A 26,881-nucleotide genomic window follows, 5' to 3' on the forward strand; every position below is an offset into this window, starting at 1 on the left:
GAGAGATGTGATTGAGACCCCGTTTCCACCCGGCGCCCGGATCGAGGTTCGTGACGCCGAATGGATCGTCCGCACATGCACTCCAACTGAGCACGACGGGTACCGCATCACCGCTGTCGGCGCGTCAGAGTTCGTCCGCGATGAGGACGCGGTCTTCTTCACCGGTCTGGAGAAGCCGAAGATCCTCCGCCCAGAAGACACGATCCTCGAACTCGACGAAACACCCCGGTTCGCACAGAGCCGCCTCTTCCTGGAGGCCGTGCTCCGACGTACGCCACTGCCGCAAACCGAAAAGGGGCTGGCGCTAGCCGATCGCTTCCTCCTCGATTCACTGCCGTACCAGCTTCGCCCCGCCGAGCTCGCGCTCAAGGGCTTGCGCCCGCGCATCCTCATCGCCGACGTGGTGGGTTTGGGCAAGACCCTTGAGATCGGTCTGATCCTGGCCGAGCTGATCCGGCGCGGCCGGGGCGAGCGCATCCTCGTCGTGACCCCACAACAGGTGCTGGAGCAGTTCCAGCACGAGCTGTGGACACGCTTCTCCATCCCGCTGATCCGCTTGGACTCGGTCGGTGTGGAGCGCATCCAGCGGGAGATCCCTGCCGGGCGCAACCCGTTCACCTACTACAAGCGCATCATCATCTCCGTCGACACGCTCAAGAACGCCGGAAAGTACGGCCAGCACCTGGAGAAGCTCCACTGGGACGCGGTGGTCATCGACGAATCGCACAACCTCATGGGCGAGGCCACCGCCCGCAACAAACTCGCCAGGCTCCTTGCCCGGCAAACTGACGCGCTCCTGCTCGCCAGCGCGACTCCGCACAACGGCGACAGCGAGTCGTTCGCTGAGCTGATCCGCATGCTCGACCCTGCGGCGATCGCCGACGACAGCCGCTACCAAGCCAAGGACATCGACCACCTGTACATCCGGCGCACCAAGGTCAGCCCTGAGGTCCGTGATGGCATGGGCAGCAAGTGGCCCGACCGTGGCCCGACCGTCCCGGTGAGATGCACGGCTAGCCCAGCGGAAGAGAAAGTCTTCGAGGAACTCACCCAGGTCTGGCTCGCCGGAGAGCAGCGCGCGGGCGCACCCGTCGTTACGTCCGCGAACCGGCTCTTCCCCTACACCCTGCTCAAAGCGTTCCTCTCCAGCCCGAGAGCCCTGAAGAAGACGGTCACCAACCGCTTGGCGAACGCCAAGGAGCCGCGCGAGATCGACGCGCTCAAAACCCTGGGGCAGTTGGCGGATCGGATCGAGGAACCGGCCAAGCTCACCACACTCCTCAAAGAGCTCAACGCGATCGACCTGAAGAAGAACCGAGTCGTGGTCTTCTCTGAGAGTGTTGAGACGGTCAGGTGGCTGGCCCAGATTCTGCCAGAGCGTTTGGGGCTCAAGCCGGACGCCGTGAACATGATGCTCGGCAACGGAATGTCCGATCAGCAGCAGCAGGACATCATCGAGGCCTTCGGGCTCGCCGAAAGCCCGGTCCGTCTGCTGGTGACCACGGACGTCACCAGCGAGGGCGTCAACCTCCACCGGCAATGCCATCACCTCATCCACTACGACGTGCCATGGAGCTTGATCCGGATCGAGCAGCGAAACGGCCGCATCGACCGCTACGGCCAAGAGCACCAGCCGCAGTTCAAGGCGCTCGTTCTCACTTCCGAGGTGGAAGGGGCCAAGGACGATCGAACGGTCGCGGAGAAGCTGTTGGCGAAAGAGGAGACTGCCCATCGCGCCTTGGGCACGGCCGAGGCGGTTATGGGCCAGTACCGCGCCGAACGTGAAGAGCGCCGCCTGATCCAGGATCTGCTGGACGAAAAGCCAATTGAGGAGTCCATCAACAGCCTGATAGAGGACAACCTCGCCGCCCTGCTCGGCCAGGTCGAGACAGACTCGTTCCGGCCTGATGTGCCGAGGGCCAGAGTCTCCGGCCTCTTCGATACCTCGGAAAGCTTCGTCAAGGAGGCGATCGGAGCGCTTGGTCTGCTGCCGGACCTGGAAGACGACGGCGTCATGCTGGCCTTCACCCCGCCGGGTGATCTGGTCCACCGGCTTTCCGCGTTGCCCAGCGACTACCTGCGCACCCACGACGTTCGGAAGCGGATGAAGGTCACCTTCAACCGTGCGGAGGCGCAGGAGAAGCTCGCCGCGGCCCGCCGTACCAAGACCATGTGGCCGGAGATCGCCTACCTCTCCGATCTGCATCCGCTAGTCGAATGGCTCACCGACAAGGTTCTGGTACAGCTTGGCCGGCAGAAGGCTCCGGCCATCACCGCCCAGGTGGACGAGGCGACCTTTCTCCTCCAGGGCATCTACTCAAACGCACTCGGCCAGCCGACCGTCGTGGAGTGGATGGCCGTGACCTCGGCAGGTGTCCTCACCGACACAATGACCGATGTGCTCGCCAAGGCCGGCGTCGGCCCTCAGATGATCAACTCTGGTAAGCGGCTTAACTTGGTGCCGCTCCAGGAACAGCTGCCTGCAGCCGTCTCTAGCGCCCGCGCACATTTGGAAGCCCGGCGCGCCCTCTACGAGGCCGAAGTCGTCGCCCCACTCGACGACTACCGCACCCAGCTGGACACTTGGGAGCAACTCACTCTTGACGGCGTGCACATCTCGCAGCGCACCCGTAAGGAGCAGCGCGTTCGCGACACCGTCGCCCGCCAGCGCCGCCTGCTCGACTCCATGAAGATCACCGGTGAGCCGCTGCTGCGGGTCCTCGCCATTCTCGTTCCGGCCCAGGATGCGTGATGAGACTCGACTCGCTGGTCAACCGCGGTGACTACTTCTCGGCTCACTACCTGGCCGAGGTGCTGCCCAAGGACTTGAAGAAGAAAGACGGCCTGCTCGACCGCTGGAAGGAGCAGGAGAAGGACGGGCGGGTCACGCCGCGCAAGGGCTTGCGCGCACTGGGCAAGCCGTACTTCGCCGAGCGGCCGTTCTTCGCCGACATGGACGTACGGCTCCGCGAGGGCGACCTCGACGATCTGCCGGAATGGAAGAAAGAGCTCGGCGAACTGCACATCGATGTACTCAAGGGCTTCGCCTACCAGGCCGAGCCGAGAGAGATCACGATCGAGCGGGCAGGTGGCGACTATCCGGTCCAGGTCGCCTACGCCGACGACCATCTGATCGCAGTCGAATGTGGCTGGGCGGCCGAGGTGGATGCCGGCCTCGAGGCCCGGCTTCTCTACCCAGTCCAGTTGGATAGTCGTGAACGTATCGAAGAGGGCACCAAGCTCGCCTCCTGGCTGTTTGCGGCAGAGAATCCCCGGCGCTATGTGCTGCTGCTCGCCGGTGGCGTCGTGGTGCTCACCGACCGCGCCACCTGGGGCGAAGGCCGCTACCTCGCGGTCAGCCTGGACGTGGCGCTGGGCCGTAACGACCCAGCCGAATTGGATGTCATCGCCGCGCTGTTCGGCGCTGACTCTCTCCTGCCTCGGGCTGAGGGCGGCAGCGAGCCACTCGCCGACCTGCTCGCCAACTCTCGCAATCATGCCGTCGGCGTATCCAAGGAATTGCGCGAGGGCTTGAAGGACTCCGTCGAACTGATCGCCAACGAGGTGTTGCGACGGATCCACGAGCAGGGAGCACGTCCCCAGGACATCATGGAGCCGCGTGCTCTTGCCAAGGAGCTGGGCCGGGAAGCGCTCCGCTACCTGTACCGCATCCTCTTCCTGCTCTACGCCGAGGCCCGGCCGGAGCTGGGCATCCTGCCTACCGATGACGAGGATTACGTCCGCGGTTACAGCCTTGCCCGTCTCGGCGACCTCGTGGTGCGCGACCTCGTCGGAGAGGAGGCCCGGAACGGCTTTCACCTGTATGAGTCGCTGGACCTGCTTTTCCGTATGGTCAACACCGGGCACCGGCCCCGGACTGGCGAGGAGGGCTCGGAGGCTTCCGATGGGGAAGGACTGCGATTCGAGCCGCTCCGCTCTGAGTTGTTCCACCCTGAAGCTATCGGGCTGATCCGTCGTGACCTGCCCGTCGACGACGATCCTCTTGACGAAGAGGAGTTCCGTACGATCGACACCCGGCTGCGTAACGGAACCCTCTACAAGGTGCTGCGCAAGCTGATGCTCACCCGAGGCAGACGCAAGGAGCGGGGCGGCTTCATCTCCTATGCCCAGCTCGGCATCAACCAGCTCGGCGCGGTGTATGAGGGCTTGATGTCCTACACCGGGTTCATCGCCACCGAGGAGCTATATGAGGTTGCCAAAGGCGGTGACCCGTCAGATGGCTCCTGGATGATCCCGGCGTCGAAGGTGGATGAGTACCCGGCTGAGGTTTTCGTCCACCGCATCGACGAGGAAACCGGTGCGCGCCTCGATGAGTACGTCCGCTATCCGGCCGGGTGGTTCGTCTATCGGCTGGCTGGGCGTGACCGGCAAACCAGCGCCTCCTACTACACACCCGAGTCGCTGACCAAGGTCACAGTCCAGCTCGCCCTCCAGCACCGGGTCACCGAGGAGACCACCGCCCAGGAGATCCTCTCCTGGAAGATCTGCGAGCCAGCGCTCGGCTCCGGCGCCTTCCTCAATGAAGCCATCAACCAGGTGGCCGACCTCTACCTCAAGCGTCGCCAGGCCGAGCTCGGGGTCCAGATCGATCCGGAGGCATACGAGGAGGAGCTGCAGAAGGCCAAGGCCTACATCGCGCTTCACAACTCCTACGGGGTAGACCTCAACGAGACAGCGATCGAGCTGGCCGAGGTCTCGCTCTGGCTCAATGTCATGCATCCCGGGTTGCAGGCACCCTGGTTTGGACTCCACCTGCGTCGTGGCAACTCGCTTATCGGTGCGAGCCGTCGGGTGTATGGTGCGCACCAGCTCACCAAGGGCGAGTGGCTGAAAACCGCTCCGGACGAGCTGCCGTTCTCGACCGGGTCACTTCCTGCTGGCAAGGTCCACCACTTCCTGCTGCCCGCCGAGGGCTGGGGCGCGATTGCCGACGCCAAGGAGGCCAAGGCGCTCGCGCCGGAGCAGGCCAAGCAGCTCAAGGTCTGGCAGAAGAAGCTCCGCGCCAAGGTCTCCGATAAGAAGGCCGTTGGTCGGCGGCTCTCTCAGCTGAAGCGGCTGCAGGAGCTGTCGGCCCGGGCCGAATACCTCTGGAACCTGGTCGTGGAGCGGCTCACCATCTCCGAACGTGAGATCAGCCGCAAGATCGAGGTGTGGGGCGCGGACTGGATCGACCAACCCACCATCGCAGTCTCGAAGGACAAGGTCTATAAGGATCTGATCTCTCCGGGCACCCCATACTGGCGACTAAAGAAGCTGATGGACGCCTGGTGTGCGCTGTGGTTTTGGCCGCTCGATCAGGCTGGCCTCCTCGACGGTACCGCTCCGGCGTACGGCGGCGACGATTCAGAATTGGAGCCGGTGCGGCTCGCGCCCGGGATAGGCGAACTCGAGGTCACGGCGGATAGCGCCGAAGCTACTTCCGTGGCCGCAGCCGAGCCCACCGGCTTCGGGCAGGTGTACGTCACGGAGTCGCTCTTCGGAGTGGTGGACAAGCAGCTCGACCTCGTTGATTACGCCACTGAAGCCAAGGTTGTCGCTGGCAGCGGGCCGAAGAAGGCTCCGAAGCTCCGGCCCCAGATCGACCCGGTACGCAAGGTCATTCCCCTCGCCAACCTCGACGACTGGCTGGACTTCGCCGACGCTGTCCTTGGCCGGGCCGACATCCCGGAAGACTCTCTGGTAGCACACTTCGAGTCCCTGGCTGACCTGGAGACATACGAGGATCAGCTTCCCTCCTGGATGGGGATGGATTCGGAGTTCAAGCTTTCTGAACGCTTCCCCTGGCTGGACTTCGCCGAGGACATCGCCGAAGAGCAGGGCTTCTTCCACTGGAAGCTCCAGTTCGCCCAGATCTTCACCAAGGGCGGCTTTGACCTGCAAGTGGGCAACCCGCCGTGGGTGCGGCCTGACTGGCAGGAGGACGCGGTTCTTGCGGAGTTTGAGCCGTGGTTCAAACTGGCCGAAAAGCCGAGCGTAGTCGAGTGGAATGATCGCAAGTCAGCGCTCTTGGAGGACGGCTACGCTCTGCGGGATTTCACTGGAGAGTTGGCGGCGAATGTCGGTATCACGGAGTTTCTTGGCGGTGGAATCAGTTACCCGTTGATGGCTGGCACCAAGCCGGATCTCTACCGTGCCTTCATGTGCCGGGCATGGGCGAACCTGGGACTTGCGGGAACCGCTGGCCTCATCCACCCCGACACGCACTTTGGCGGGGTCAAGGAGGGCAACCTTCGCGCTGCAGCATATCGGCATCTCCGTTTCCACGCTCACTACTCCAACCGCTACGAGCTCTTCGAGATCGAGGGCACCCGCCAGTTCGGCGTCCACATCTACGGTGCCCCAGGCGGGATCGGCTTTACCAATATGAGCTGGCTCTTCGACCCGGCCACTCTGCTAGGGTCGCTTGACCACGATGGAAGCGGCGAACTCCCTGGCATCAAGCACAATGGAAAGTGGGAGCTGCGCCCACATCGAGCCCGCCTCGTGCATGTGGATGATGCGTTGCTGCAGCAGTGGCAAGCCCTGACCGGCTCGGGCAGTCTTCCGGTGGATCACACGCCGTTGCTTTACCCAGTGACGATCGCCGAGGCTGGTGCCATCGGAGCTTTTGTGGCCTATCCAACTCGCATAAGCAGCCGTTCCCCGCGCATCTCAATCGGGTATGACGAGGGTCAGGCGAAGAAGAACGGCCTGATCAGATGGCGGACAGGGCAACCGAACTCGCTAGACGACGTGATTCTGCAAGGACCGCACCTCGCACAAGCGTCGCTGTTCAACAAGCAGCCAAATGTTCCCTGTAAGACCAACCGAGACTGGTCTCTGTGGAACCTGCGCTCACTGCCCGAGGATGCCGTGCCGGTCACCAACTACGAGCGGGCCACCAACGAAGACGACTACTTCGCCGCTCAGGACCTTTGGGGAACGACTGACGGCGGAGCCCTCCGCTACACCCGATTTTACCGGTTGACATGGCGTGACATGATTCCGTTCGATACCGAACGATCGCTTTTTGCCGCGCTGATTCCGCCTGGCCCCGCGCACGTGAATGCAGTTCGATCTATGGCGCTGGCCGATAATACGAGCACAGTGCTGGCTGCCGGATTCTGGGCGGCTTTGCCTCTAGATTATCTTCTTCGTATCACAGGACGGGCTCATCTCAGCGTTGCTGAGGCGAATTGGATGCCTACAGCAGACCCCGCCCACCCCCTAGCCTCGGCGCTAGTGCTACGGACGCTCCGGCTCAGCTGCCAGACCAACGCCTATGCGGATCTCTGGGCGGAGCTCTACGACCCGGCTTGGGTGCAGGAAACCTGGGCTGTGGAGAGGCCGGGGCTGCAGCCGCTCGCGGAGGGGGTCACGCCGGAGTGGCATTACGGCACGCCACTCCGAACGGAGCGGGAACGCCGGGCCGCGCTCGTGGAGCTGGATGCGATGGTGGCGCTCTGGCTGGGCATGACCGCCGACCAGTTGGTCGCGATCTACCGCTCCCGATACCCGGTCCTGTCCGACTATGAGGCGCAGATCTGGTTCGACGTGAACGGCCGCAAGATCGCGGGCAATCACAACACCTATGGCTACGGCCAGACCAAGGCCGACTTCGAGGCACTCATGGACCATCTCGATCCCGACATCAACGGCCCGGTCCCCGACGGCTACACGGCTCCCTTCTACAAGGCAGACCGGGAGGCCGAATACATCCAGGCTCACGCCCACTTCGCCGAGCGACTCGCTGCCTCCGGTTGGATCGGGCCAGCTGATGGGAGGGCCGAGTGAAGCCGACCCTGGCCGCGGAGGAGCTTCGGCGGAGTCTGACGCAGTACCTCACCACAACCTTCGCTTTGGCGGAGCCGCCGGTCAGAGAAGCGCTGGAGCGTTTTCTTAATCATGGCGAACAGGGCATCTTTCGCGGGCCGTACCTGCGAATCCGGACCCCCTTTCGCCCAGCGGAACCGGGCTGGCGAGACTGCCTGGAGTGGGCGCCGCCGACGCCGTGGACGCCCTACCGGCATCAGGCGAAGGCGTTTCGCAGGCTGAGCACTCTGCGAAAGGCGGCCGAGCCCACGCTGATCACGACAGGGACCGGCTCCGGCAAGACGGAGTCGTTCCTGGTCCCGGTGCTCGATCACTGCCGCAGGGAAAAGGGACGGGGCAAGCACGGGGTGAAGGCCGTGCTGCTCTACCCGATGAACGCCCTCGCCACCGACCAAGCGCAGCGCATCAACAGGTACCTGGAGAAAAGCACGGAACTGCGAGATGTGACGGCGGCGCTGTACATCGGCGACACTCCCGAGGTGGGGTACCCGCGGGTGCTGACACAGCGGGCGGATATCAGGCGGAACCCTCCAGACATTCTGATCACTAACTACAAGATGCTCGATCTCCTCCTCCAGCGCGCCGATGATCTACCCCTCTGGCGCGGAGCCGAGATCGCGTACGTGGTGGTGGACGAGTTCCACACTTACGACGGAGCCCAGGGCACCGACGTGGCCATGCTGCTCCGCCGAATGGCGGCGGCGACCGGTCACTCACGGCCGGACAGGCCGCTGGGGGACATTTGTCCGGTGGCGACCTCGGCGACTCTCGGTGAGGGAGGCGACGGCCAGGTCATCCGGGCGGCGGCCGAGCAGGTTTTCGGCACGGCGTTTCCCGACGATGCCGTCGTGGGCGAGGACCGGCTCAGCCCCGAGGAGTTCATCGACGAGATCGATGTGACGCTGCCGCTGCCCAGCCCGCAGGATCTGGTGGACGCGGGCGATCCGGTCCGCGACCGAGGCGCGGTGGAGCGGCTGAAGCTACTGGTCACCGGAGAGCAGGGGCAGTCCCCGCAACAACTGGGTGCGGTGCTCAGGAAGCACATCCTGACACAGGCCGTGCTAGATCTGCTCAGCCAGGGTCCTGCCACCCCGGAGGAGATGCTGGAGCTGCTGCCGCGGCGCGGCGCTTACACCTGGGGCGCCGCCATCCGGCAAAACCCGGAGCTGGCGGCGCGGGCACTGGCCCGATTCGTGGCGCTCTTGTCGGAGGCTCGTGACCCAGGTGATAAGGACCGACCCTTCCTACACGTCGAGACCCACGTCTGGGTGCGGGCCGTGTCCCGACTGCTGCGGCTGGTCCACCCCTCACCGGCGTTCGCTTGGGAGGGCGAGCAGCCGGTGCTGGATACCGACTCGACTTTCAGCCTGGCAGGTCGGTCGCTTCTGCCGTCGGTCTTCTGCCGGCATTGTGGGCGGTCAGGCTGGGCCGCGTTCTCTCCGGAGCGCGAGCCCTCCGAGCTGGTCACCAGTCCGGAGCGGATCTACCGGGCCGGAGTGGGTCCAGAGAAAAAGCGGGTCCGGCCGTTGCTCCTCGCGACCGCACGGGAAGTCGAGGACCGGGCACAGTACCTGGCGATCCTTGACGGGGACCGGGTCCGGCCCGTGGATCCGGCCCATGACCAGTACGGCGTGGGCGAGACGCTCTTCGTGCTTGTGAACCTTCGCACCGATCAGGAAGCTGACCGCGCGGCGAAGCAGGACCGGTGCCCCGCCTGTCATACCGACCAGGGCATCCGCTTCCTGGGCGCCGGCCTTGCCTCGCTCGCCTCGGTGGCGGTGACCCAGCTCTTCGCGGGTGGCCAGCTGGAGCCGAAGCAGCGCAAGACACTGCTCTTCAACGACTCGGTGCAGGACGCGGCGCACCGAGCCGGATTTGTATCGAACCGTTCCTACACGTTCTCGCTGCGCTGGCTGCTCGCCTCTCGGCTGGGCTTGGACGAGCCGACTAGTCTCAATGAACTCATCGCCGACGTGATCGCCGCTGCGAGCGAGGAGGACGTGCTGCCCGCCGTGGTGCCGCCGGACCTGCACGAGCTTGAGGAGATCGACGCCATCCTCGCCCGTGAGACTAGCGGTTCCGAACACGCGTGGAGGCTGATCGGGCAGCGGCTCGCCTTCGCCACCATCATGGAGGTCGGGCTCCGCTCGCGGCAGGGCCGTACCTTGGAACTCACCCACACGGCCGCGGTTGATGTTGCCTTGGACGACCCCGCGAGGTTGGCAGCGCTGGCCCGGGACCGGCACCAGGAGATGCACGGCCTCATTGAGCTGCAGTCCGAGGAGCGCTACATCGCCTACCTGCGCGGACTCCTCGAGCGCCTACGTATCCGCGGTGCGATCAAGCACGCGTGGCTGGATGCCTGGATGGGTAACGGTGGTACGAAGCGCTACATGGCCATCTGGGGAAAGCGCCCGGAGGGACTCCCCGCGTTCCCGCGTGGGATATCCGCGCCGACCTTCCTACTTGATCGGCACAAGCCGCGCTCGGAGTTCGACCGAATCGACGCCGATCAGGGCTGGTATCAGGACTGGACGGCCCGTTGCCTCGGCCTGCCGCGCGGCGCAGCAGGCCAGTATCTTGGCCGGTTGATGCCCCTTCTGGCTGCGGAAGGCGCGGTCTCGACGCGGACGGCAGATGACGGCTCCACTCGCCTATACGGCTTGCAGCCGGGCCATATCCAGGTACGGCTGCTGGATGCGCGGCAGGCGAATCAGGCTTCTCTGGGTTGCGATTCCTGCCCATGGGAGCAGACAGCTCATCCGTCCCTGCTGGACTCCTGGCGGGGTCAGCCCTGCCCGCGCTACCGGTGTAGTGGCCACCTGACCGAACCGGGAACGCAGGACTACCGTCGGGACTACTACCGGCAGCTCTACCTCAATACTGAAGGCGTGTTCCGGGTCACCACAGCCGAGCACACCGGGGCGCTGACCCGTAAGCAGCGGGAGGAGACAGAGCGGCGGTTCCGCGAAGGGAGCAGGTACAGCGACCCGAATGTGCTGGCCTGCACACCTACCCTGGAGCTCGGCATCGACATCGGCGAGCTTTCCGCCGTCATCCTCGCCTCGCTGCCACCTGGTCCCGCCAACTATATACAGCGAGTGGGCCGAGCGGGCCGGAGCACGGGCAACGCCTTCCTGGTGACCATGGTCGGCCGTTCACCCCGGGATCTGTACTTCCTCAACGAACCGCGCGACATGATCGCCGGTGAGATCATCCCGCCCGGGAGCTACCTGTCGGCGGTGGAGATCCTGCGACGGCAATATGTGGCGCACCTGGTCGATCTCGCCGCCCGCGGGCAGCTCGCCGGCGTTCTGCCCTTGCCCAGGGTGGCGTCAGTACTGTTCGGCGACACGGGCTGGCTCGCCGGGTTCGTAGCGGCGGCGCTCCGCGACAGTGGCCAGCTCGTTGACACCTTCCTGTCCTTGTTCGGCGATCGGGTTCTTCCATCGGCGGCGGAGGCACTGCGCGCGTTCGCGAGAGGAGGGCTCGCCACCACAGTCAAGGAGGCGGAACAGACCTGGGACGAGCGCCTGGCAGATCTGCGTGAGCGCCTCGCGGCGATCGACGAGGCGACCGAAGCGCTGGTCGAGTCTGATCCGCTCCAGCGCACCACGCGCCGTGCGCTGCTGGCCGAGCGGCGAGCTGTGGCCAAACGCATCAGCGAGATCGGCCGGCAGAACGCCCAGAACGCGCTGGTCGAACTTGGTCTGCTGCCGAACTACTCCTTGATCGACAGCACTACGACTCTGGAGGCAACGCTCACCTGGGAGGACGATTCCCCGGACGGGAACACTCGCTATCACAGCGAGGTCCGGGAATGCACACGTGCGGCCGGACTCGCGCTGAAGGAACTCGCGCCAGGTAATCACTTCTACATGCTCGGCTACGAGCATGAGATCACCGGGCTGGACGTGGGTAGTCCCACCCGGCCCGCGTGGCAGCAGTGGCGAGTCTGCCCAGGCTGTGGCTACGTGAGGACGCATCTGGCCGCCGAGGACACCACGGCCTGCCCGCGCTGTGGCAGCGAGGCCATCGGCGACCGGGAGTGCCTACACAATGTGCTACGGCCGACCCGGGTCACCGCCCACGACCGGCGCGACGACGCGAGGATCCGAGACGATCACGACGACCGGCAACGCCGCTACTACCAGGAAGCGGTGGCGGTGGACATCGACGCCGAGGACATTGCGCCCGGCTCGTGGCGGCACGGCGGGACCACCTTCGGCGTCGACTTCACCCGCAAGGCCGTGATCCGCCGGTTCAACCTCGGCATCATGCGGTACGACCGGCCCGCAACCGACAGCTTCGCTGGGGAGTACGTCCGGCTCAACCCCTTTTACGCCTGTCCCATCTGTGGCGGGACCACGTGGGAGGGCCCTCCGGCCGCCGCGGCGACACTCGGCCCGATTGCCAACTCCCTCGCCGACCCGGCCCGCAAGCACCACCGCCAGTGGTGCATCCACCGTCGCGCCGCCCACGACGTCGACCACGTCAAGCTCGTGCTCGCCCACGAACTCCACACCGAGGCGCTACGGATCCTGCTACCCGTGGCGACCCTGTTCGTCGAAGAGCGGATGGCCTCCTTCGAAGCCGCGCTCATGGCGGGTGTCGCTGCACGATACGGCGGCGATCCAGACCACCTGAAGATCGTCGTGGCCACGATGCCCGATCAGGAGACTCAGCGCCGACGCCGGTTCCTGGTTCTGCACGACGCGCTGCCCGGCGGCACCGGCTACCTCCACCGGCTGTCTGACCCGGACGAGTTTCGAGAGGTGCTCAGCGCTGCTCTGCAGATCGTGACGACATGCTCCTGTGCTGCGGACCCCGGCCGCGCTGCCTGCCACCGCTGTTTGCTCTCGCATGTTGCCGAGGGCAAGTACGCCAAGGTGAGCAGGGCCGAGGCGCTGAGCATGCTGAGCGACCTGCTCGCCGATTGGCGAACCACCAGTGTGGCAACCACTGACGCGATATCCCTCTGGGAGCAGGTGGAGAGCGAACTGGAAGCGCGATTCCTCGGCGGCCTGGAGGCCTGGGCCCAGCGGCCGGACACACCCGGTGCTCTAGCACGCTCTGGTGTCATCGCCGGGCGTCGGATTGCGGACCTGCGAATCGGTGCCCCTGATGGGTCGATCGTCCACTGGCAGATGATGTTGCAGAACACCATCCGCGGAACGAGACCTGACGTGGTGTTCCGGCGGCTCGACGACGCACACCTGGAGGTGGCCGTCTACCTGGACGGGTATGCCTACCACGCCTCCCGTGAGGTCAACAGGCTCGCGGATGACGCCACGAAGCGGGCGAGATTGCGAGCGCATGGCCGGATCGTATTCCAGCTCACCTGGAATGATCTCGAAGAGTGGGAGCGGCGTGGCTATGCGCCGGATGATTCAGCCGAGCCGTTGCGCGCGCCGTACCTCGGCAACGCCAGAGCGACCGCGCGTCAGGTCTACCGCCAGCTGAGTGGTGGGCGGGACCCTGACGAGTTGGTCCACACCGTCTGGACCAATCCGATCGATGCCCTCCTGGCGTTCCTACGGGAGCCAGATACAGACCTGTGGGCTCACCGCGCCGAGGGAGCTGTTGCTGGTCTGCTCCCGCTCGTGCGCGCCGCGGACCAAACCGTATGTGCACCGTCGCAGGTGGCCGATGGGGTGAAGGCATGCCTAGAAGGCGCATCTCTGCCACCGGCAACATCTGGCGAGAAGATCCGGATTATGCGAGTGGAGGATGGGTCTGACATTCCGCTCGTCGTCATCGTGGATCAGCGCGCAGGCTACGCGTGGTCGGCGCTGACACTGATCGATGACCGGGCGGAAACCATCGCCGCAGACGAGGACGGTCACAAGAAGCGCTGGGCAGCCTGGCTGTACTGGGGGAACCTCCTGCAGTTCCTCGATTTCGGACCTGGGGATAGCGGCCAGCTCACCGTCACGGCACTTGGCGCCTTCGATCCCTCACTGCTGTCCGCCTCGGGCGGCAGGGGTATCGCCAGTACCCTCAGCCTCACGCCGCTCGACGACGACCTCATTGAGGATGCCGATCAGACCATCCCTGCGCAGCCCGCCGTTGTGGCCGCTCCCAGTTCCGAGGGCGCCGCGCCGACCTCCGATTCACGCTGGGGACAGGTCTTCGACATGCTCGACCCTGACGAACCGCACCTCGCGTCGTTCGCTCGTGCCCTTGCCGCTCTCGGTGTCCCCGCGCCGGCCGAGGTCGGATTCGAGCTGGGTGAGCAGGCATGGCAGGCCGAGGTCGCCTGGCCCGATCGGAAGGTGGCAGTCGTCCTAGCGGGGGACGACGATGAGGCGAGAAACCGCGACGCCGCGTTCGCCGCTGCCGGATGGCATGTCCGGGACGTACAGGGCTGGACGCCCGAAGAACTGGCCGAGTTGATCGGAGGAAAGTGATCGTGCAGGGCGAGGCCATCCACGGTGCGGCGACGCTGCGACTCCTGGACAAGGCAGACAAGGAGATCGTCAAACTGCCCAGGGACGTCAAGGGCGCGATCTACGACTTCCACCACAAGTTCCGAAAGAACCCAGCAAACCCCGGCCTGCATTTCAAGCAGTTGAAAGGCCATCCCCGCCTATACTCGGCGCGGGTCAACCAGGAATACCGAGCACTCCTGCTTCATGCGGGAGAATCGGACTACATCCTGGTCGCGGTCAAGCACCGCAAGGACGTGTACGAGAATCTCGACCGCTTCGCGTACCAGATCAACCCGGTCAGCGGCGGAATCGAATTCGTCGACCTTGTCACTGTTGAGGAACGGGTCCAGGACCAAGCCCCCACTAAGACGGCACCCGCGCTCTTCGCCGCCTACACACGGGACCAGCTCATCGAGCTCGGTGTCGCCGAACCACTGCTCCCGCTCGTTGAGAAGATCACCAGTGAAGACGAGCTGCTTGGCCTGGTCGAATACGCGCCACAGCTGACCACGGAAGTGCTTCTCGCACTACACGATGGCAAGACTTTCGACGAGGTCTTGGACCAAGTCACCGCTCCAGTCGCGGTGGTCGAACCGGTGGACGCCGAGGACTACCAGGCAGCGCTCGCCCGACCGGCCACTTTGGTCAACACCGACGATGTCGCCTTGCAGGAGATCCTGGAATCCGACTTCGGACGATGGAAGGTGTTCCTCCACCCCAGCCAGCACAAGGCGGTCAAGCGGGAGTACAGCGGCCCGGCCCGGGTAAGCGGTGGTCCCGGCACGGGAAAGACCATCGTCGCGCTCCACCGAGTGAAGCACCTTGTCGAGCAGCTCGGGCCGGGCGACCGAAAGGATGTCCTGCTCACCACCTTCAACAAGAACCTCGCGGCCGACTTGCGGCAGCGCCTCCTTGACCTAGCCGGCCGCGAGGTGGAAAGACGCGTCGAGATCGTCAACATCGACCGGCTCGCCTCGCAGATCGTGGCCGAGGCTCAGCCTGGTGGCCAGCGCCGCTGGATCGACGACACCAAGGCCATCCAAGAATGGGAGGACATGCTTGTCGAGATCGGCGAGCACCGGTGGGATGCCGAGTTTCTGCACGCCGAATGGGCGCACATCATCCTCGGTCAGACTCTCACCTCCCGCGCCGAGTACTTCCGGGCACGCCGTGCTGGGCGAGGAAAGCCAATCAGCAGAGAGGACAGGGCTGCTATCTGGCAACTGGCCGAACGATACGTCAAACGATTGGACGAGAAAGGCCTCTGGACTTTCCGGCAGGTTGCCGAAAGGGCCGCCCGGCTGGAACAGGAACGTGCACGTTCCGACGCTGCATATGCGGCTGATCAGATCAGCTCCGTAAAGCTGCAGCGTGAGTCGGGCATCTGGCACCGGCCGCGCTACCGGCACATCGTGGTCGATGAGGCCCAGGACCTCGGTGCCGCACATTGGAAGATGCTGAGGGCGATGGTGCCGGAAGGACCCAACGACCTGTTCATCGCAGGCGATACCCACCAGCGCATTTACGGCAACTACGTCTCTCTCGGAAGTCTGGGGATCAACATCCGTGGCCGGTCGACCAAGCTGACCCTCAGCTATCGCACCACTAATGAAATCCTCCGCACCGCCGTACGACTGCTGGGCGAGGAGGAATGGGACGATATCGACGACGGCCGAGACGACCTGACTGGATACCGGTCGGTGTTGCACGGGCTTCAGCCTCAGCTGGAGGCATACCCCGGCTGGGAGGCGGAACTCGACGCCATCGCCGAGCAAGTCCGGGCTTGGAATGATATTGCGCCGTCCTCCATCGCCGTCTGCGTCCCCGAGCGGCACCTCGTCTCCGACGTAGAGAACCGTCTCGGGAAAACGGGCGTCATCGCAGCGATGATCGGCCCCGACGGCCCCAGACTTCACGATGCCGTCCATATCGGGACGATGCATCGGTTCAAGGGCCTGGAATACCAGCGGATGATCATCGCTGGGGTGAGCGAAGGGCTGGTCCCGAGCTACCGAATCGCCCAATACGAAGCCAGCGACCCCCTCCGCTATAGGCGGGAACTTCAACGCGCACGCTCACTGCTCTTCGTAGCAGCCACCCGCGCCCGCGACACCCTGGTGATCTCCTGGCATGGCGAGAAGAGCAGGTTCTTGCCGTGAAAACCATCCAAGGCCGCTACCAGCTGACCAAGCCGATCGGCCGCGGCGGCATGGGAGCAGTCTGGGAGGGCATGGACACACGTCTCAACCGGTCCATCGCGGTCAAACTGATCTACAAACCCGACCTGCTGTCGGAGAACGAAGCAATCCGACGGTTCAACCGCGAAGCCCGAATCACCGCCCGGCTCCGCCATCCCGGTGTACCCGTGCTGTACGACTTCGGTACCGAGGGAACAGACCTGTTCATGGTCATGGAGTACGTCGACGGCCACACGGTGGCCGACTTGATCAGTGAGCACTCCCCACTCCCTATCTCGTGGACGGCATTGATCGGCGCACAAGTCTGCGCCGTCCTCACTGCCGCCCACCGAGTCGGCCTTCTCCATCGCGACATCAAACCCGCCAACCTCGTCGTCTGCCCAAATGGCAGCGTCAAGGTCATCGACTTCGGCATCGCCACCTCGCTCGGCGCCAAGGAGTTCTCCCAAATCACGGAATCCGGGCAGATCCCCGGCACGGCCCGCTACATGGCCCCCGAACTTGTCGATGGAGAGCAAGCCAGCCCAGCCAGCGATCTCTACACAGTGGGATGCCTGCTGTATGAGCTTCTCGCCGGGGCCAGGCCGTTCGCTTCGCGCGATGTCATCGTGGAGATCACACGACATCGCGGCGATGAACCCCCGTCGATTGAGCGTCCCGACCTGCCCACAGGTCTTGAAGCCCTCACCCGACGACTCCTGGCTAAGACACCCGACGGACGCCCAGCCGACGCCGAGGAAACCTTTGTCGAGTTGCTGCCCTTTGCTGGCGACGCTCCCTCCATACCTGGATTGACCCCCCACAACCTGATAGGTGATCCATTCCACATGTATGCCAGAGCCATCCAGGCCCTTCGTACCTGAACGTTAGGAAACACATGCACGACAGCGCCACGGTCGCAGCGGCCGACATCGCACGGTTGGCAGGGGTAGGGCGCGCCGCTGTCAGCAACTGGCGACGCCGTTTCAACGACTTTCCAGTACCCGTCGGCGGTACATCGAGCAACCCGCTCTTCGCACTCTCTCACGTCGAAGAATGGCTACGCCGCCAAGGCAAGATCCAGGAAATCCCCGAGGAAGAACGCGTATGGCAGCAGATCAAGGCCAGTGTCGAAGATCTTCACCTCGGGCACGCAGTAGGCCATGCGGGGGCATTCCTCGTCTTTCTTGACCAGGCGTCTCACTCCTGGAGAAAGCTCGCAAAGAAGCCTGACGAGGAGCTGATTAGCCATCTGACGCAGGAACTCTCCTCTCTGGACATGCCCACAGAGCACGTCTCCGTCCTAGAGGCTCGTCTCCTGCGCGCCATCGCAGACCTGGCGAGCGCCCAAAGCGCCGCCCACATCTTCGACTTCATGTACGAGCGGTACCTGGAGGCGCACTCACGTCGCATCGCAACAGTCTCGACCCATGTGGCCCAGCTGATGGTGGCCTTGGCCGACGCCGCGAACGGAATCGTTTTCGACCCTTCATGCAACCTCGGGTCAGTTCTCATGAATGCCGCTGAAGAGGGCGCCGAAGCTCTCTACGGTCAGGAGCGCGAAAGTCACGCAGCCCAGATCTCGGCAGCTCGACTCCGACTTCATGGCCACCGAGGCCATATCAAGGCAGGTGACGCCGTCCGTCATGACGCCTTCGCCTCCCTACAAGCCGACGCTGTCGCCTGCATCCCGCCCTTCGGAGAACGCAACTGGGGCTATGACGAACTGACCTCCGATGTCCGCTGGCTCTATGGTCTACCGCCGCGCGGTGAACCTGAGCTTCCATGGGTACAACACGGCCTCTATCACCTGAAGCCTGGGCGGCACATGGCCGTCGTCATGCCACCGACCGCAGCCAACCGGCGATCTGGGCGCCGTATCCGAGCTCAGCTGCTGCGGACGGGAACGCTGCGCGCAGTTATTGCGCTGCCCGTCGGCACAGCTCCCGGAGCCCTCAGCGCTCCTCACCTGTGGGTCCTGAGACGGCCGTCGCCTGGAGACCCTGTTGCCTCACACGTCCTGATGCTCGACCTAGCTGACGTTTCCGAAGATCAGCTTACGGGCATCGTCCTCGAACGTTGGCACGCATTCGCAATGGCGACCGATACCAACGTCGAGGGGGCCGTCGCGGTCATCGACCTCCTGGATGATGAAGTTGATCTGACACCCGCCCGGCAAAAGGGGGTCCTGCAGTCGACCTCCGACGAGCGCGACTTCAAATCGCTGCTGAATGAAATGTCTGGTTCAGTCGATCAGTTGCAGCGGGCGGTAACTCGTCTTAGGGCAATCCATGCAACGCACGTGGACATCCCAAAGACCACCGTTGCCGAACAGGTCCGCGCAGGGGCAATCACTATTCTGCAAGCTCCGAAGTCAGACTCCAGGCCGGGCAAGCTGACGCTCCTTACGGTGGCCGATGTCGTCGAGAACAGCTTGCCGAGCGGTCGTATCGCGCCCTTTGCCGGCATGGTGATGCTGGAGGTGGGAGACGTCGTCGTGCCCGCAGGAGGGCGCACGCTGGTCGCCAAGGTCGTGGAGACGGGAGGGGACATTCTTGGTCAAGGGCTCTACGCCTTCCGGGTTGATCGAGAGCGCATCGACCCAGCTTGCCTCGCGGCCTTCCTTCGCCTTGCCGGTGCATCCACGCCCAGCCGTGGCCAATCGGGCACCTCACGAGCCGACATTCGCCGTATTGAAATCCCGCGCCTGCCGTTGGATGAGCAACGACGGATCGGTGAGGCATTCAAGGTTTTGGAGCAGTTCGAGGAAGCGATCCGCCAAGCCTCGTCGCAGGCCGAGACGCTGATGCAGCTGGGGCTCAGAGAGATCATGGGGGCGCAGCTGTAGCCGAATTGACGCCAGTACCGGTTCTCCCCTCCGTGAATCCAGCTCACGTTCTACTTTGAGTACCGTGGCTGTTCTCATCGGATGGGGGCCGTGAGAGCCGCGTGACGATCCACGCCGCGAGACAGGACCGGTACTATGCGCATCAGTCGAGTTCTCATCCGTAACTTTCGCAACTTCGCCCACCTCGAGATCGCGGACTTCCCGCAGGACGCCGTGATCGTGGGCCCGAACGGCATTGGAAAAACGAATCTCCTGCATGCCCTACGGCTCGCGCTCGATCCAGACCTTCCCGATAGCGCACGCAATCTCCGGGCGGAAGACGTCTGTGAGTTCGGCGACGGAACTGTCGCCGACGGGGTCGAGGTACGGGTCGAGATCGACCTAACGGGTTTCAGCGCCGACCCGCGTACACAGGGACTCCTCGACGGCACCATCGTCAACCTGGAGCCGCTGACCGCCAGAATCACCTATATCTGGAGGCCGCGGACGGAGAGCAGCGACAGGCCGCTGACCGTCCGGGACTACATCTTCGACATCGTCGGAGGCCTGGACGACGCAGGCTCCGCGAAACATATCCGGCGAGGCGTGTCCGCCGCAGTCCTGCCTCCCCTGCGGGATGCAGTTGCCGAGCTCTCCCGCCGGAGCTCGCCGCTTCAGGATCTCTTGGACGCCAGACCGCCGGCATCCGACGCGTTGACATCAGCCACAACCACGATCCAGACCGCCATGGACATCCTCGCCGAAGACACTGGTATTACCGGCATCGCGAGCGACCTCAGGACGCGTGTCGCGAACATGGCGGGCCCGCAGCTTGATGTCACTCCTACCCTCGGATTTGCCTCCAGCGACCCGGCGCGCCTGGTTCGGGCGATTCGGCTGTTCGTCGATCCAACACGCACGCGGAGCATCAACGACGCCTCGACGGGGACGGCGAACGTCATCTACCTCACGCTGCTGCTCGAACGGTTGGCCGCTCGGAGAGGCGACAAGGACGACCCGCTTCTGCACTTCGTCCTCTGCGTGGAGGAACCAGAGGCGCATATCCATCCGGTGCTTCAGCGCAAGCTTTTCCGATATCTGCTGGGCATGGACCCGGTCGTCATCGTTACCACGCACAGCCCGCACATCGCTGCTGTCACCTCGCTGAACTCCCTGGTGCTCCTCCGGTCGCAGCTGGACGGCAGCACGGTCGCCGCAACCACGGCCGCTCTTGGCATCACTGATCTGGAACGGGCTGACCTGGAACGTTACCTGACCGTCAGTCGAGCGGAGTTGCTGTTCTGTAAGGCCGCGATCCTCGTGGAAGGTCCCTCCGAGGTGTACCTTATTCCGGCCCTGGCCGCTGCCTTCGGATTCGACCTTGACTCGTACGGGGTAATCGTCGCCAACATCGAAGGCGTCAACTTCGCGCCGTACCGGAAGCTGCTTGGCGCCGCCGCGCTCGACATCCCCCACGTGGTCATCACCGATGGAGACCCATACGACAAGACCGGCAAGTACACGCTCTCAGGCCTGGTCAGAGGTGCGACGCTCAACTCCGGCGTCGCCGACCAAGTCCGCCTTACCGCCGCTGTGAAGTCCATGATCGACGCAGGTGACGACGTCAGCCCCATGTCTCTCCGCCGGGAAATCGCCGACGATGACGTCTTCGTCGGCGAAACGACGCTCGAGACGGACATCATTTCATTGGTAGGCGCCGAAATGATTGCCGCACACGCGGAGCTGCAGAGCTCCCGAAGCCTCGTCGACAAGTTCGGCAACGCCGTCCAGGCGTTCAGGAGCGGCTCGGCAGGTGAGAACGATCGCAAAGAGATCCTCCGGCGGATCGGTGACGTGAGCAAGGGGCGCTTCGCACAACGATTGGCCGCACACGTCGAACGCGCGGCTCTGGACCCCCGCGTCCAGTCGGAGGCGCCGCTGATCGACCAAGGTCCTCATGGCTACCTCCTGGCCGCCATGGACCGTATCTCCTGGCTGGTCCGCGGCCACGGACTCACCTCCGCACCCATCGTGGGTGCCGCTCAGCTCCTGGAGTAAGCGTGACCACCCCGTCATCGCACCTTGCCCATGAGCTGGTCGCGCTCAACGACGAGCAGAAGGAAGCGGTAGCGCATCCCGGCAACCTAGCTGTCCTGGCAGGTCCTGGCTCCGGGAAGACGCGAACCCTCGTCACCAAGATCGCCTGGCTCCTCGAGCGAGGAGAAGTGTCCTCTTGGCAGAGCATCGCCGCCATCACCTACACGCGCCCTGCGGCACGGGAAATCGCCATGCGGCTGCGGCAGCTTGGCATCACGCCCGAGCGGCAACTGGTCTGCAGCACCCTGCACTCCTGGTGCCTCGGAAACATCCTCGGCCCCTATGGTCTGCTGGTCGGTATACCCGCGCCGAGCGCAGGGTCGATCATTGACGAGGGGTCGAACCCCTGGAAGGCGGTGTTGGAGTCCTGTAAGAGCGATCTCGGACTCCATCCAAACAGCTCGGAGCTTACGCGGGCGCGGCGCGTTGCGGCAGCAGGCGAGCACGATGAAGACGTCGCGCACCTCTTTGAGTTCGCGCGGCTCTTCGACGAACGGCTCCTGGCATCCGGTCTCTGGGACTTCGACTTGATCACGGCGGTATCGCTACGAATCCTGCGAGAGCACCCGAATATCTCGAAAATGATCGGCTCCAGGTTTCCGTGGCTTGTCATCGACGAATACCAGGATCTCGGTCCAGTGCTCCACGCACTCGTCGAACATCTCCACGACAAGGAGCAGGTGAAGATCGCTGCGTTCGGTGACCCGGACCAGACTGTGATGGCCTTCGCAGGTGCTCACCCACGGTATCTATGGAGCCTCGCGGTCCGCGACGATTTCCACCACGTCACATTGGAGATCAACTACCGGTGTGGCCAGGCAATCATTGCGGCCAGTCACTTGGCCCTGAACGAATCACGGCCCCATCGGGCGGATGTCCGCCGCCAAGATGCCGGATTCGTTGAGCCGCTTGCCGTCGCAGGCGGTCTCGAAGATCATGCCTATCTGGTTACCCGAAAGATCCATGACCTGGCTGCGGCTGGCAGCGCCTTGCACTCGATCGCCGTTCTGTACCCCAACAGCTTCGTGCGGGCACCGCTTCGAGACGCGCTTGTTGCAGCCGGTATCCCTCACGTGCTCGAGTCGGATGAACGACTGCCCAAGGGTGAGCTGGCTGACTTCATCCGCGACTGCGCGGCGAGAACGGTCCTCGGGCCGCAGCCGTCAGATGCGCGGCTTCACCACATCAATCAGGTGTGCACCGCTTCGGAGCTGGCCTATTCCTACAACAAACTGCGTCGCTCAAGTGATCTGCCCGAGTTCCCAATGAAGGTCGTCAGAGGTCAGCTCACCGACGCGCTCAAGACGCGAGATCCAGATGATCTCCTGGGACCCTGGCTAACCGCTTTGGTAGAGGCTCTCGATCTCCACACGATCGCCGCTGCCAGCCCCATTCGAGACGAGCGTAAAGCGATCCGCGAGTTCTCGGGCGCCGCGGTTGCTCACGCTCTTCGCCTTGGTGATGCAGCGGGCACCGTTCGGGTTGGCAGGGTTACCGTGACGACGTACCACTCTGCGAAGGGCAGGGAGTGGGACTTCGTCCTCCTCCCCGGCCTCGTCGAGGGCGTGATGCCGTACCGCGTGTGGTCTGGGGAGCGCCGGACACATCTTGAACCCACTCCCAACCAGCTCGCCGAGGCGAGGAGGGCCTTCTACGTGGCGCTCACTCGCGCGAAGGTGACCGCACTGCTCTTCTACGGTGAGTATTGGGAAACCTCGTGGGGTGCGCGGAACGCCTACGGTGTGTCCAGCATCGTCGGCGACATGCTCCGTCGGCTGGAGGCTAAGGAAATTCGGGAAACCTCGCGACCTGCGTGACGAGTAGATCTCACTTGGCGTTGATTGTCGAGGCCCTCGGCGATACCTGAGAGGTGGAGGTCTGGCTGGGAGAGGCCACCGTGACACGCGCCCAGAGTTGAGAGAACCTGCCGCACTCGTTGCGCTGCTACAACATCGCGGCGTCAGGTGGCCGGAGGTCGGACTGGCTGTCCTGGAGAGGGGAAGTGCGGTGACTGTGCTCGCCGACAGACTGCGCACTCAGGAACCCCTCTTCCCCGAGGCCGATCTGCTGGAGTCGGCGATTGCGGCGGCCGCGCTTGAGGTGCAGCGATGGCAGGAGGCCGGCCTTGGAGTTCATACGTGCGTCGACGAGGCCTATCCGAGTCAGCTGCGCGGTATTCATCAGGTGCCGCCGATCCTGTTCTCTTGCGGGAGACTCCTCGCCGATCGACGCGCCATCGCAGTCGTGGGGCCCGGCAGGCCAGCGAGGGCGGGCTGCGAATCGCCGCGGCGGTGGCGCGGGAACTCGCCGTCAACGGCGTGACCGTGATCAGCGGCCTGGCGAAGGGGATCGACGCGGCGGTCCACTGCTCGGCGCTGGAGGCGGGCGGGCGGACCGTGGCAGTCGTAGGCACCGGGATCAACCAGTTCTACCCGGCGGAGAACCGGCGCCTGCAGGAGCGGATCGGCCATGAGGGGCTGGTGCTCAGCCAGTTCTGGCCCGACGCGCCGCCGAACCGGAAGAACTTCCCGCTGCGGAACGCCGTGATGAGCGGCTATGCAGCGGCCACCGTGGTGGTGGAGGCATCTTGGAGGAGCGGCGCATGCGTCCAGGCGCGGCTGGCACTCGAGCACGGGCGCCCGGTCATCCTCCTGGATCGACTGCTCGAGCATGAGTGGGCGCGTGAGTTTGCCAAGAAGCCTGGTGTGCACGTGGTGTCGAGTATGAGCGAGTTGCTCGTGGTCGCGGAGGACGTGATCGAGCAGCTCAACGCAGGCCCCGAGTCACTTCCGGAGATCCTCGATCTCGCGTGGGGTGGCTGATTCGGGCTTGCAAATGGGGTGTTGCCCAGCAAGCTGTCGCGTGACCGTGAAGTCGATGTAGGTCATCGGCTACCTCCGACGAAGTTCCGCCAATCCGGGATCGGCGTGGGCCTCGGAACCGGCCCGCGAAGCGTGCTCAGGACGCCCGTGATTTACGGACATCTATTTCGGACGGATGCTCGGTGGGTGCTCGGACGGCAAATGCCGGGCGCGGACGGGTGCGGACGGCCCCGGACGGACACTGGCGGAGGCGTGGACAAACCAGACCGTGGATGGACCTCCAGGCACCCAGCCGGACGCCGAAATTCCAAGATCCGCTGACTCTTAATCAGCGGGTACTCCTCAGCTGAAAGCGTTCTACTATCGTCAGCTCCCGGCATGCGAGCACATTGGGGCTTAGGTGCATATTTGGGCTGGACCCCGCCGGGGGCACTTATCTGACCAGACGTTTTCTGTTCTGACCTGCACCTATTGGTGTCCGCCGACAGGAACCGATGACAGGGCAGAGGCAGCCGAAGGTAGTCATATGCAGCCGTAGGCCAGTGATCGCGATACATTCCCGATATGATCTTGATGGTGTTTCCGCAGGTCGCTCCACTGAATCGCTAGGGTGACGCAACGTGCAGCAACTGGCGCTCTTCGATCTCGACAACACCCTCATCGATCTGGACGCCGCTTTCCACGTGTGGGTCCAGGAGTTCACCGAGAAGCACGGCCTGGGCCGCAAGGGCGCCGAGTGGCTTATCTCCCTCGATCGCAACGGCCTCCCCCACCGGGAGCTCTTCTTCGCCAAGGTCCGCGACCGCTTCAAGCTCCCCATCCCGGCACTCACACTGTGGGCCGGCTATCGCCAGCGCATGCCTCAGCTCGTCCGATGCCGTCCCGAGGTGAAGGAGGGTCTGACGAGGCTACGCACAGCCGGATGGCGAGTCGGGATCATCACCAACGGAACCGCGGACAACCAGCAAGGCAAGATCGAGCAGACTGGGCTCGTGGATCTCGTCGACGGATACGCCCTGTCCGGCATCGAGGGAGTCCGCAAGCCCGACCCGCAGCTCTTCGAGATTGCTGCACGTCGATGCGGGCTGTCACTCAAGGATGGCGGATGGATGATCGGCGACAGCCCGGAAGCAGACATCGAGGGTGGACGGGCCGCTGGCCTCCAGACGATCTGGATCGATCGACGCAGCCGGATTAGGCAGAGCAAACCGGCCGATCACGTGGTCGCGGATGTGCTCGACGCCATGGCGATCCTGGCATGCGAGAAGGGCCCCAATCGTCGACCGGGGCCCCGAGATTTCGAACGCTCGGCTACTCGTCGAGCGCACCGTTGATCTTGTTGTTGATCGTGGCGCGCTGCCCATCGAGGCACTTGGCGTAGGTCTGGTGGAGGACCTCCACGCTGTTGCCCTCACGCAATGCGACCTCAGGTGCAGGAACGCCAGCGTTCAACCACAGGGACAGTGCGGCATGGCGCAGGTCGTACGGCCTGGCAGCCAATGGTGACTCCACCTGCACCTGTGTGAAGGCAAGCGCCCGAGCTTCCCTCCAGACATATGAGTGGGCAGAACTGGAGTAGGTGCCCTCCTTCGAGGTACGAAACAGCCTGCCATCGGCAGCCGTGCCGTACGTCTTAATGTGTTCCTTAAGGATCTCCATCAGTACAGGAGGGATGGGGATCTCGCGCGTCTCCTTCTTCGCTCGGTGCTTGAGGCTTCGAGACTCGTGGGTGTCCCCCGAGTTGGTCCAGCGCTTCGTCGCTTGGGGTCGTGCCTTCTCCAGCGTGATCAGCCCCCAACCGGCATCTGGTAGCGAGCAGTTCAGCTCACACAGGTCGGCGGCCTCCTCCGGTCGCAGGGCCGCGTAGTACATGCAGGCGAACATGGCGCGCAGTCGGGGGCCGCGAGTTCGGCCAACTTTGGGGACTGCGTCCAGGAGCTGCCTCGCCTGCGTGGGGTTCACGACGGTTCGCGGGTCGACCACGTTCACGGCCTTCGGTGGAGTCCACTTGATTTCATCGAGCGGGTTCTTCGTGAACACTTCCTGCTCCACCGCATGCTCAAGGAGATGGTGGAAGACCGCGCGCTTGCGTCGGATGGTGTTCGCCGCAGCGTCGACGCCGGCGAAGGTGATCGAGATGGCGTCCAGGCCGCGGCGAAGGACCCGGGCTTGAGCCAGATCAGCCATCGGCAACGATGCCTTCTCCAACCATCTGAGTGATACCAGCTTGTCATCATCGAGCACTGCACGCCGGGCCTCAGGGAGGAGCGTGTGCGTACGCAGGACCGTACGAATGGCGTCGCTGTGGGGTTCACCCGGGAGATCTTCCACGAGCGCTGGAATCAGCGACAAGAGCGCGTAAACCACTGTCTCGCGAGTCCGAGGAGCCATCCCTCGCCAGCGACTCACGACATAGGACTGCGCGAACTCTACGAGAGAACAGCCCTGCTGGCTCAGGCTCCCGCGCGGACATCGAGGCGGGTAGGCAGGTTGTCATGTCGAAGGGCTCGCCAACCTTGGCTGCTTGCCTCAGGTCTGAAAGGAAGCTCTCCGCGAGACCCTTGGTACGGAAGCTCCTGGACTTGGGCTTTCGAGCGACGGTTGCGTCCACGGAAGTGGTGTACGAGTTTGACCTGGTCAACAGGTGTGGCGTCGTGAAATGAGAACGGCCATCGCGTGATCCTTCGTAGCAAC

At 64.1% G+C, this 26,881-nt stretch carries 11 protein-coding genes; 10 read left to right on the top strand and 1 reads right to left on the bottom strand.

Features of this window, described 5'->3' with window-relative positions:
• Positions 1 to 7 precede the first annotated feature (7 nt).
• The 10 genes from ACFWY5_RS39180 (at position 8) to ACFWY5_RS39225 (ending at position 25,521) form a co-directional block, all read left to right on the top strand.
• Positions 8 to 2,752, top strand: a complete 2,745-nt coding sequence (locus ACFWY5_RS39180; protein WP_379637804.1) for a DEAD/DEAH box helicase — start codon at positions 8 to 10, stop codon at positions 2,750 to 2,752.
• Positions 2,752 to 7,794: an Eco57I restriction-modification methylase domain-containing protein gene (locus tag ACFWY5_RS39185; RefSeq protein WP_379637805.1), complete on the top strand. Its 5,043-nt coding sequence runs from the start codon at positions 2,752 to 2,754 to the stop codon at positions 7,792 to 7,794. The genes ACFWY5_RS39180 and ACFWY5_RS39185 overlap by 1 nt, the downstream gene beginning before the upstream one ends.
• Complete coding sequence (locus tag ACFWY5_RS39190) at positions 7,791 to 14,243, top strand: DEAD/DEAH box helicase (RefSeq protein ID WP_379637806.1); 6,453 nt, start codon at positions 7,791 to 7,793, stop codon at positions 14,241 to 14,243. The genes ACFWY5_RS39185 and ACFWY5_RS39190 overlap by 4 nt, the downstream gene beginning before the upstream one ends.
• The gene (locus tag ACFWY5_RS39195) at positions 14,240 to 16,423 is read left to right on the top strand and encodes a UvrD-helicase domain-containing protein (protein WP_379637807.1); all 2,184 of its coding nucleotides are present in this window, start codon (positions 14,240 to 14,242) and stop codon (positions 16,421 to 16,423) included. Before ACFWY5_RS39190 ends, ACFWY5_RS39195 begins: the two co-directional genes overlap by 4 nt.
• Positions 16,420 to 17,325, top strand: coding sequence for a serine/threonine-protein kinase (locus tag ACFWY5_RS39200; protein ID WP_379637808.1), 906 nt, complete (start codon positions 16,420 to 16,422; stop codon positions 17,323 to 17,325). The genes ACFWY5_RS39195 and ACFWY5_RS39200 overlap by 4 nt, the downstream gene beginning before the upstream one ends.
• A 14-nt stretch (positions 17,326 to 17,339) precedes the next feature.
• Entirely contained in the window at positions 17,340 to 19,289 is a 1,950-nt protein-coding gene (locus ACFWY5_RS39205) for an N-6 DNA methylase (RefSeq protein WP_379637809.1), read from the top strand.
• Between the two features lie 135 nt (positions 19,290 to 19,424).
• The gene (locus ACFWY5_RS39210; protein ID WP_379637810.1) at positions 19,425 to 21,326 is read left to right on the top strand and encodes an ATP-dependent endonuclease; all 1,902 of its coding nucleotides are present in this window, start codon (positions 19,425 to 19,427) and stop codon (positions 21,324 to 21,326) included.
• A gap of 2 nt (positions 21,327 to 21,328) precedes the next feature.
• On the top strand, positions 21,329 to 23,182 hold the full coding sequence (locus ACFWY5_RS39215; RefSeq protein ID WP_379637811.1) for an ATP-dependent helicase: 1,854 nt from the start codon (positions 21,329 to 21,331) through the stop codon (positions 23,180 to 23,182).
• Between the two features lie 474 nt (positions 23,183 to 23,656).
• On the top strand, positions 23,657 to 24,187 hold the full coding sequence (locus ACFWY5_RS39220; protein WP_379637812.1) for a DNA-processing protein DprA: 531 nt from the start codon (positions 23,657 to 23,659) through the stop codon (positions 24,185 to 24,187).
• 620 nt (positions 24,188 to 24,807) lie between these two features.
• Positions 24,808 to 25,521 carry an HAD family hydrolase gene (locus ACFWY5_RS39225; RefSeq protein ID WP_379637813.1) on the top strand — a complete coding sequence of 238 codons (714 nt, stop codon included), beginning with the start codon at positions 24,808 to 24,810 and terminating at the stop codon, positions 25,519 to 25,521.
• Here the strand turns inward: ACFWY5_RS39225 and ACFWY5_RS39230 are convergent.
• Complete coding sequence (locus tag ACFWY5_RS39230) at positions 25,499 to 26,431, bottom strand: tyrosine-type recombinase/integrase (protein ID WP_379637814.1); 933 nt, start codon at positions 26,429 to 26,431, stop codon at positions 25,499 to 25,501. The genes ACFWY5_RS39225 and ACFWY5_RS39230 overlap by 23 nt on opposite strands.
• Between the last annotated feature and the right edge of the window lie 450 nt (positions 26,432 to 26,881).

The sequence above is a fragment of the Nonomuraea sp. NPDC059007 genome (genome assembly GCF_042740555.1).
GTDB lineage: Bacteria > Actinomycetota > Actinomycetes > Streptosporangiales > Streptosporangiaceae > Nonomuraea.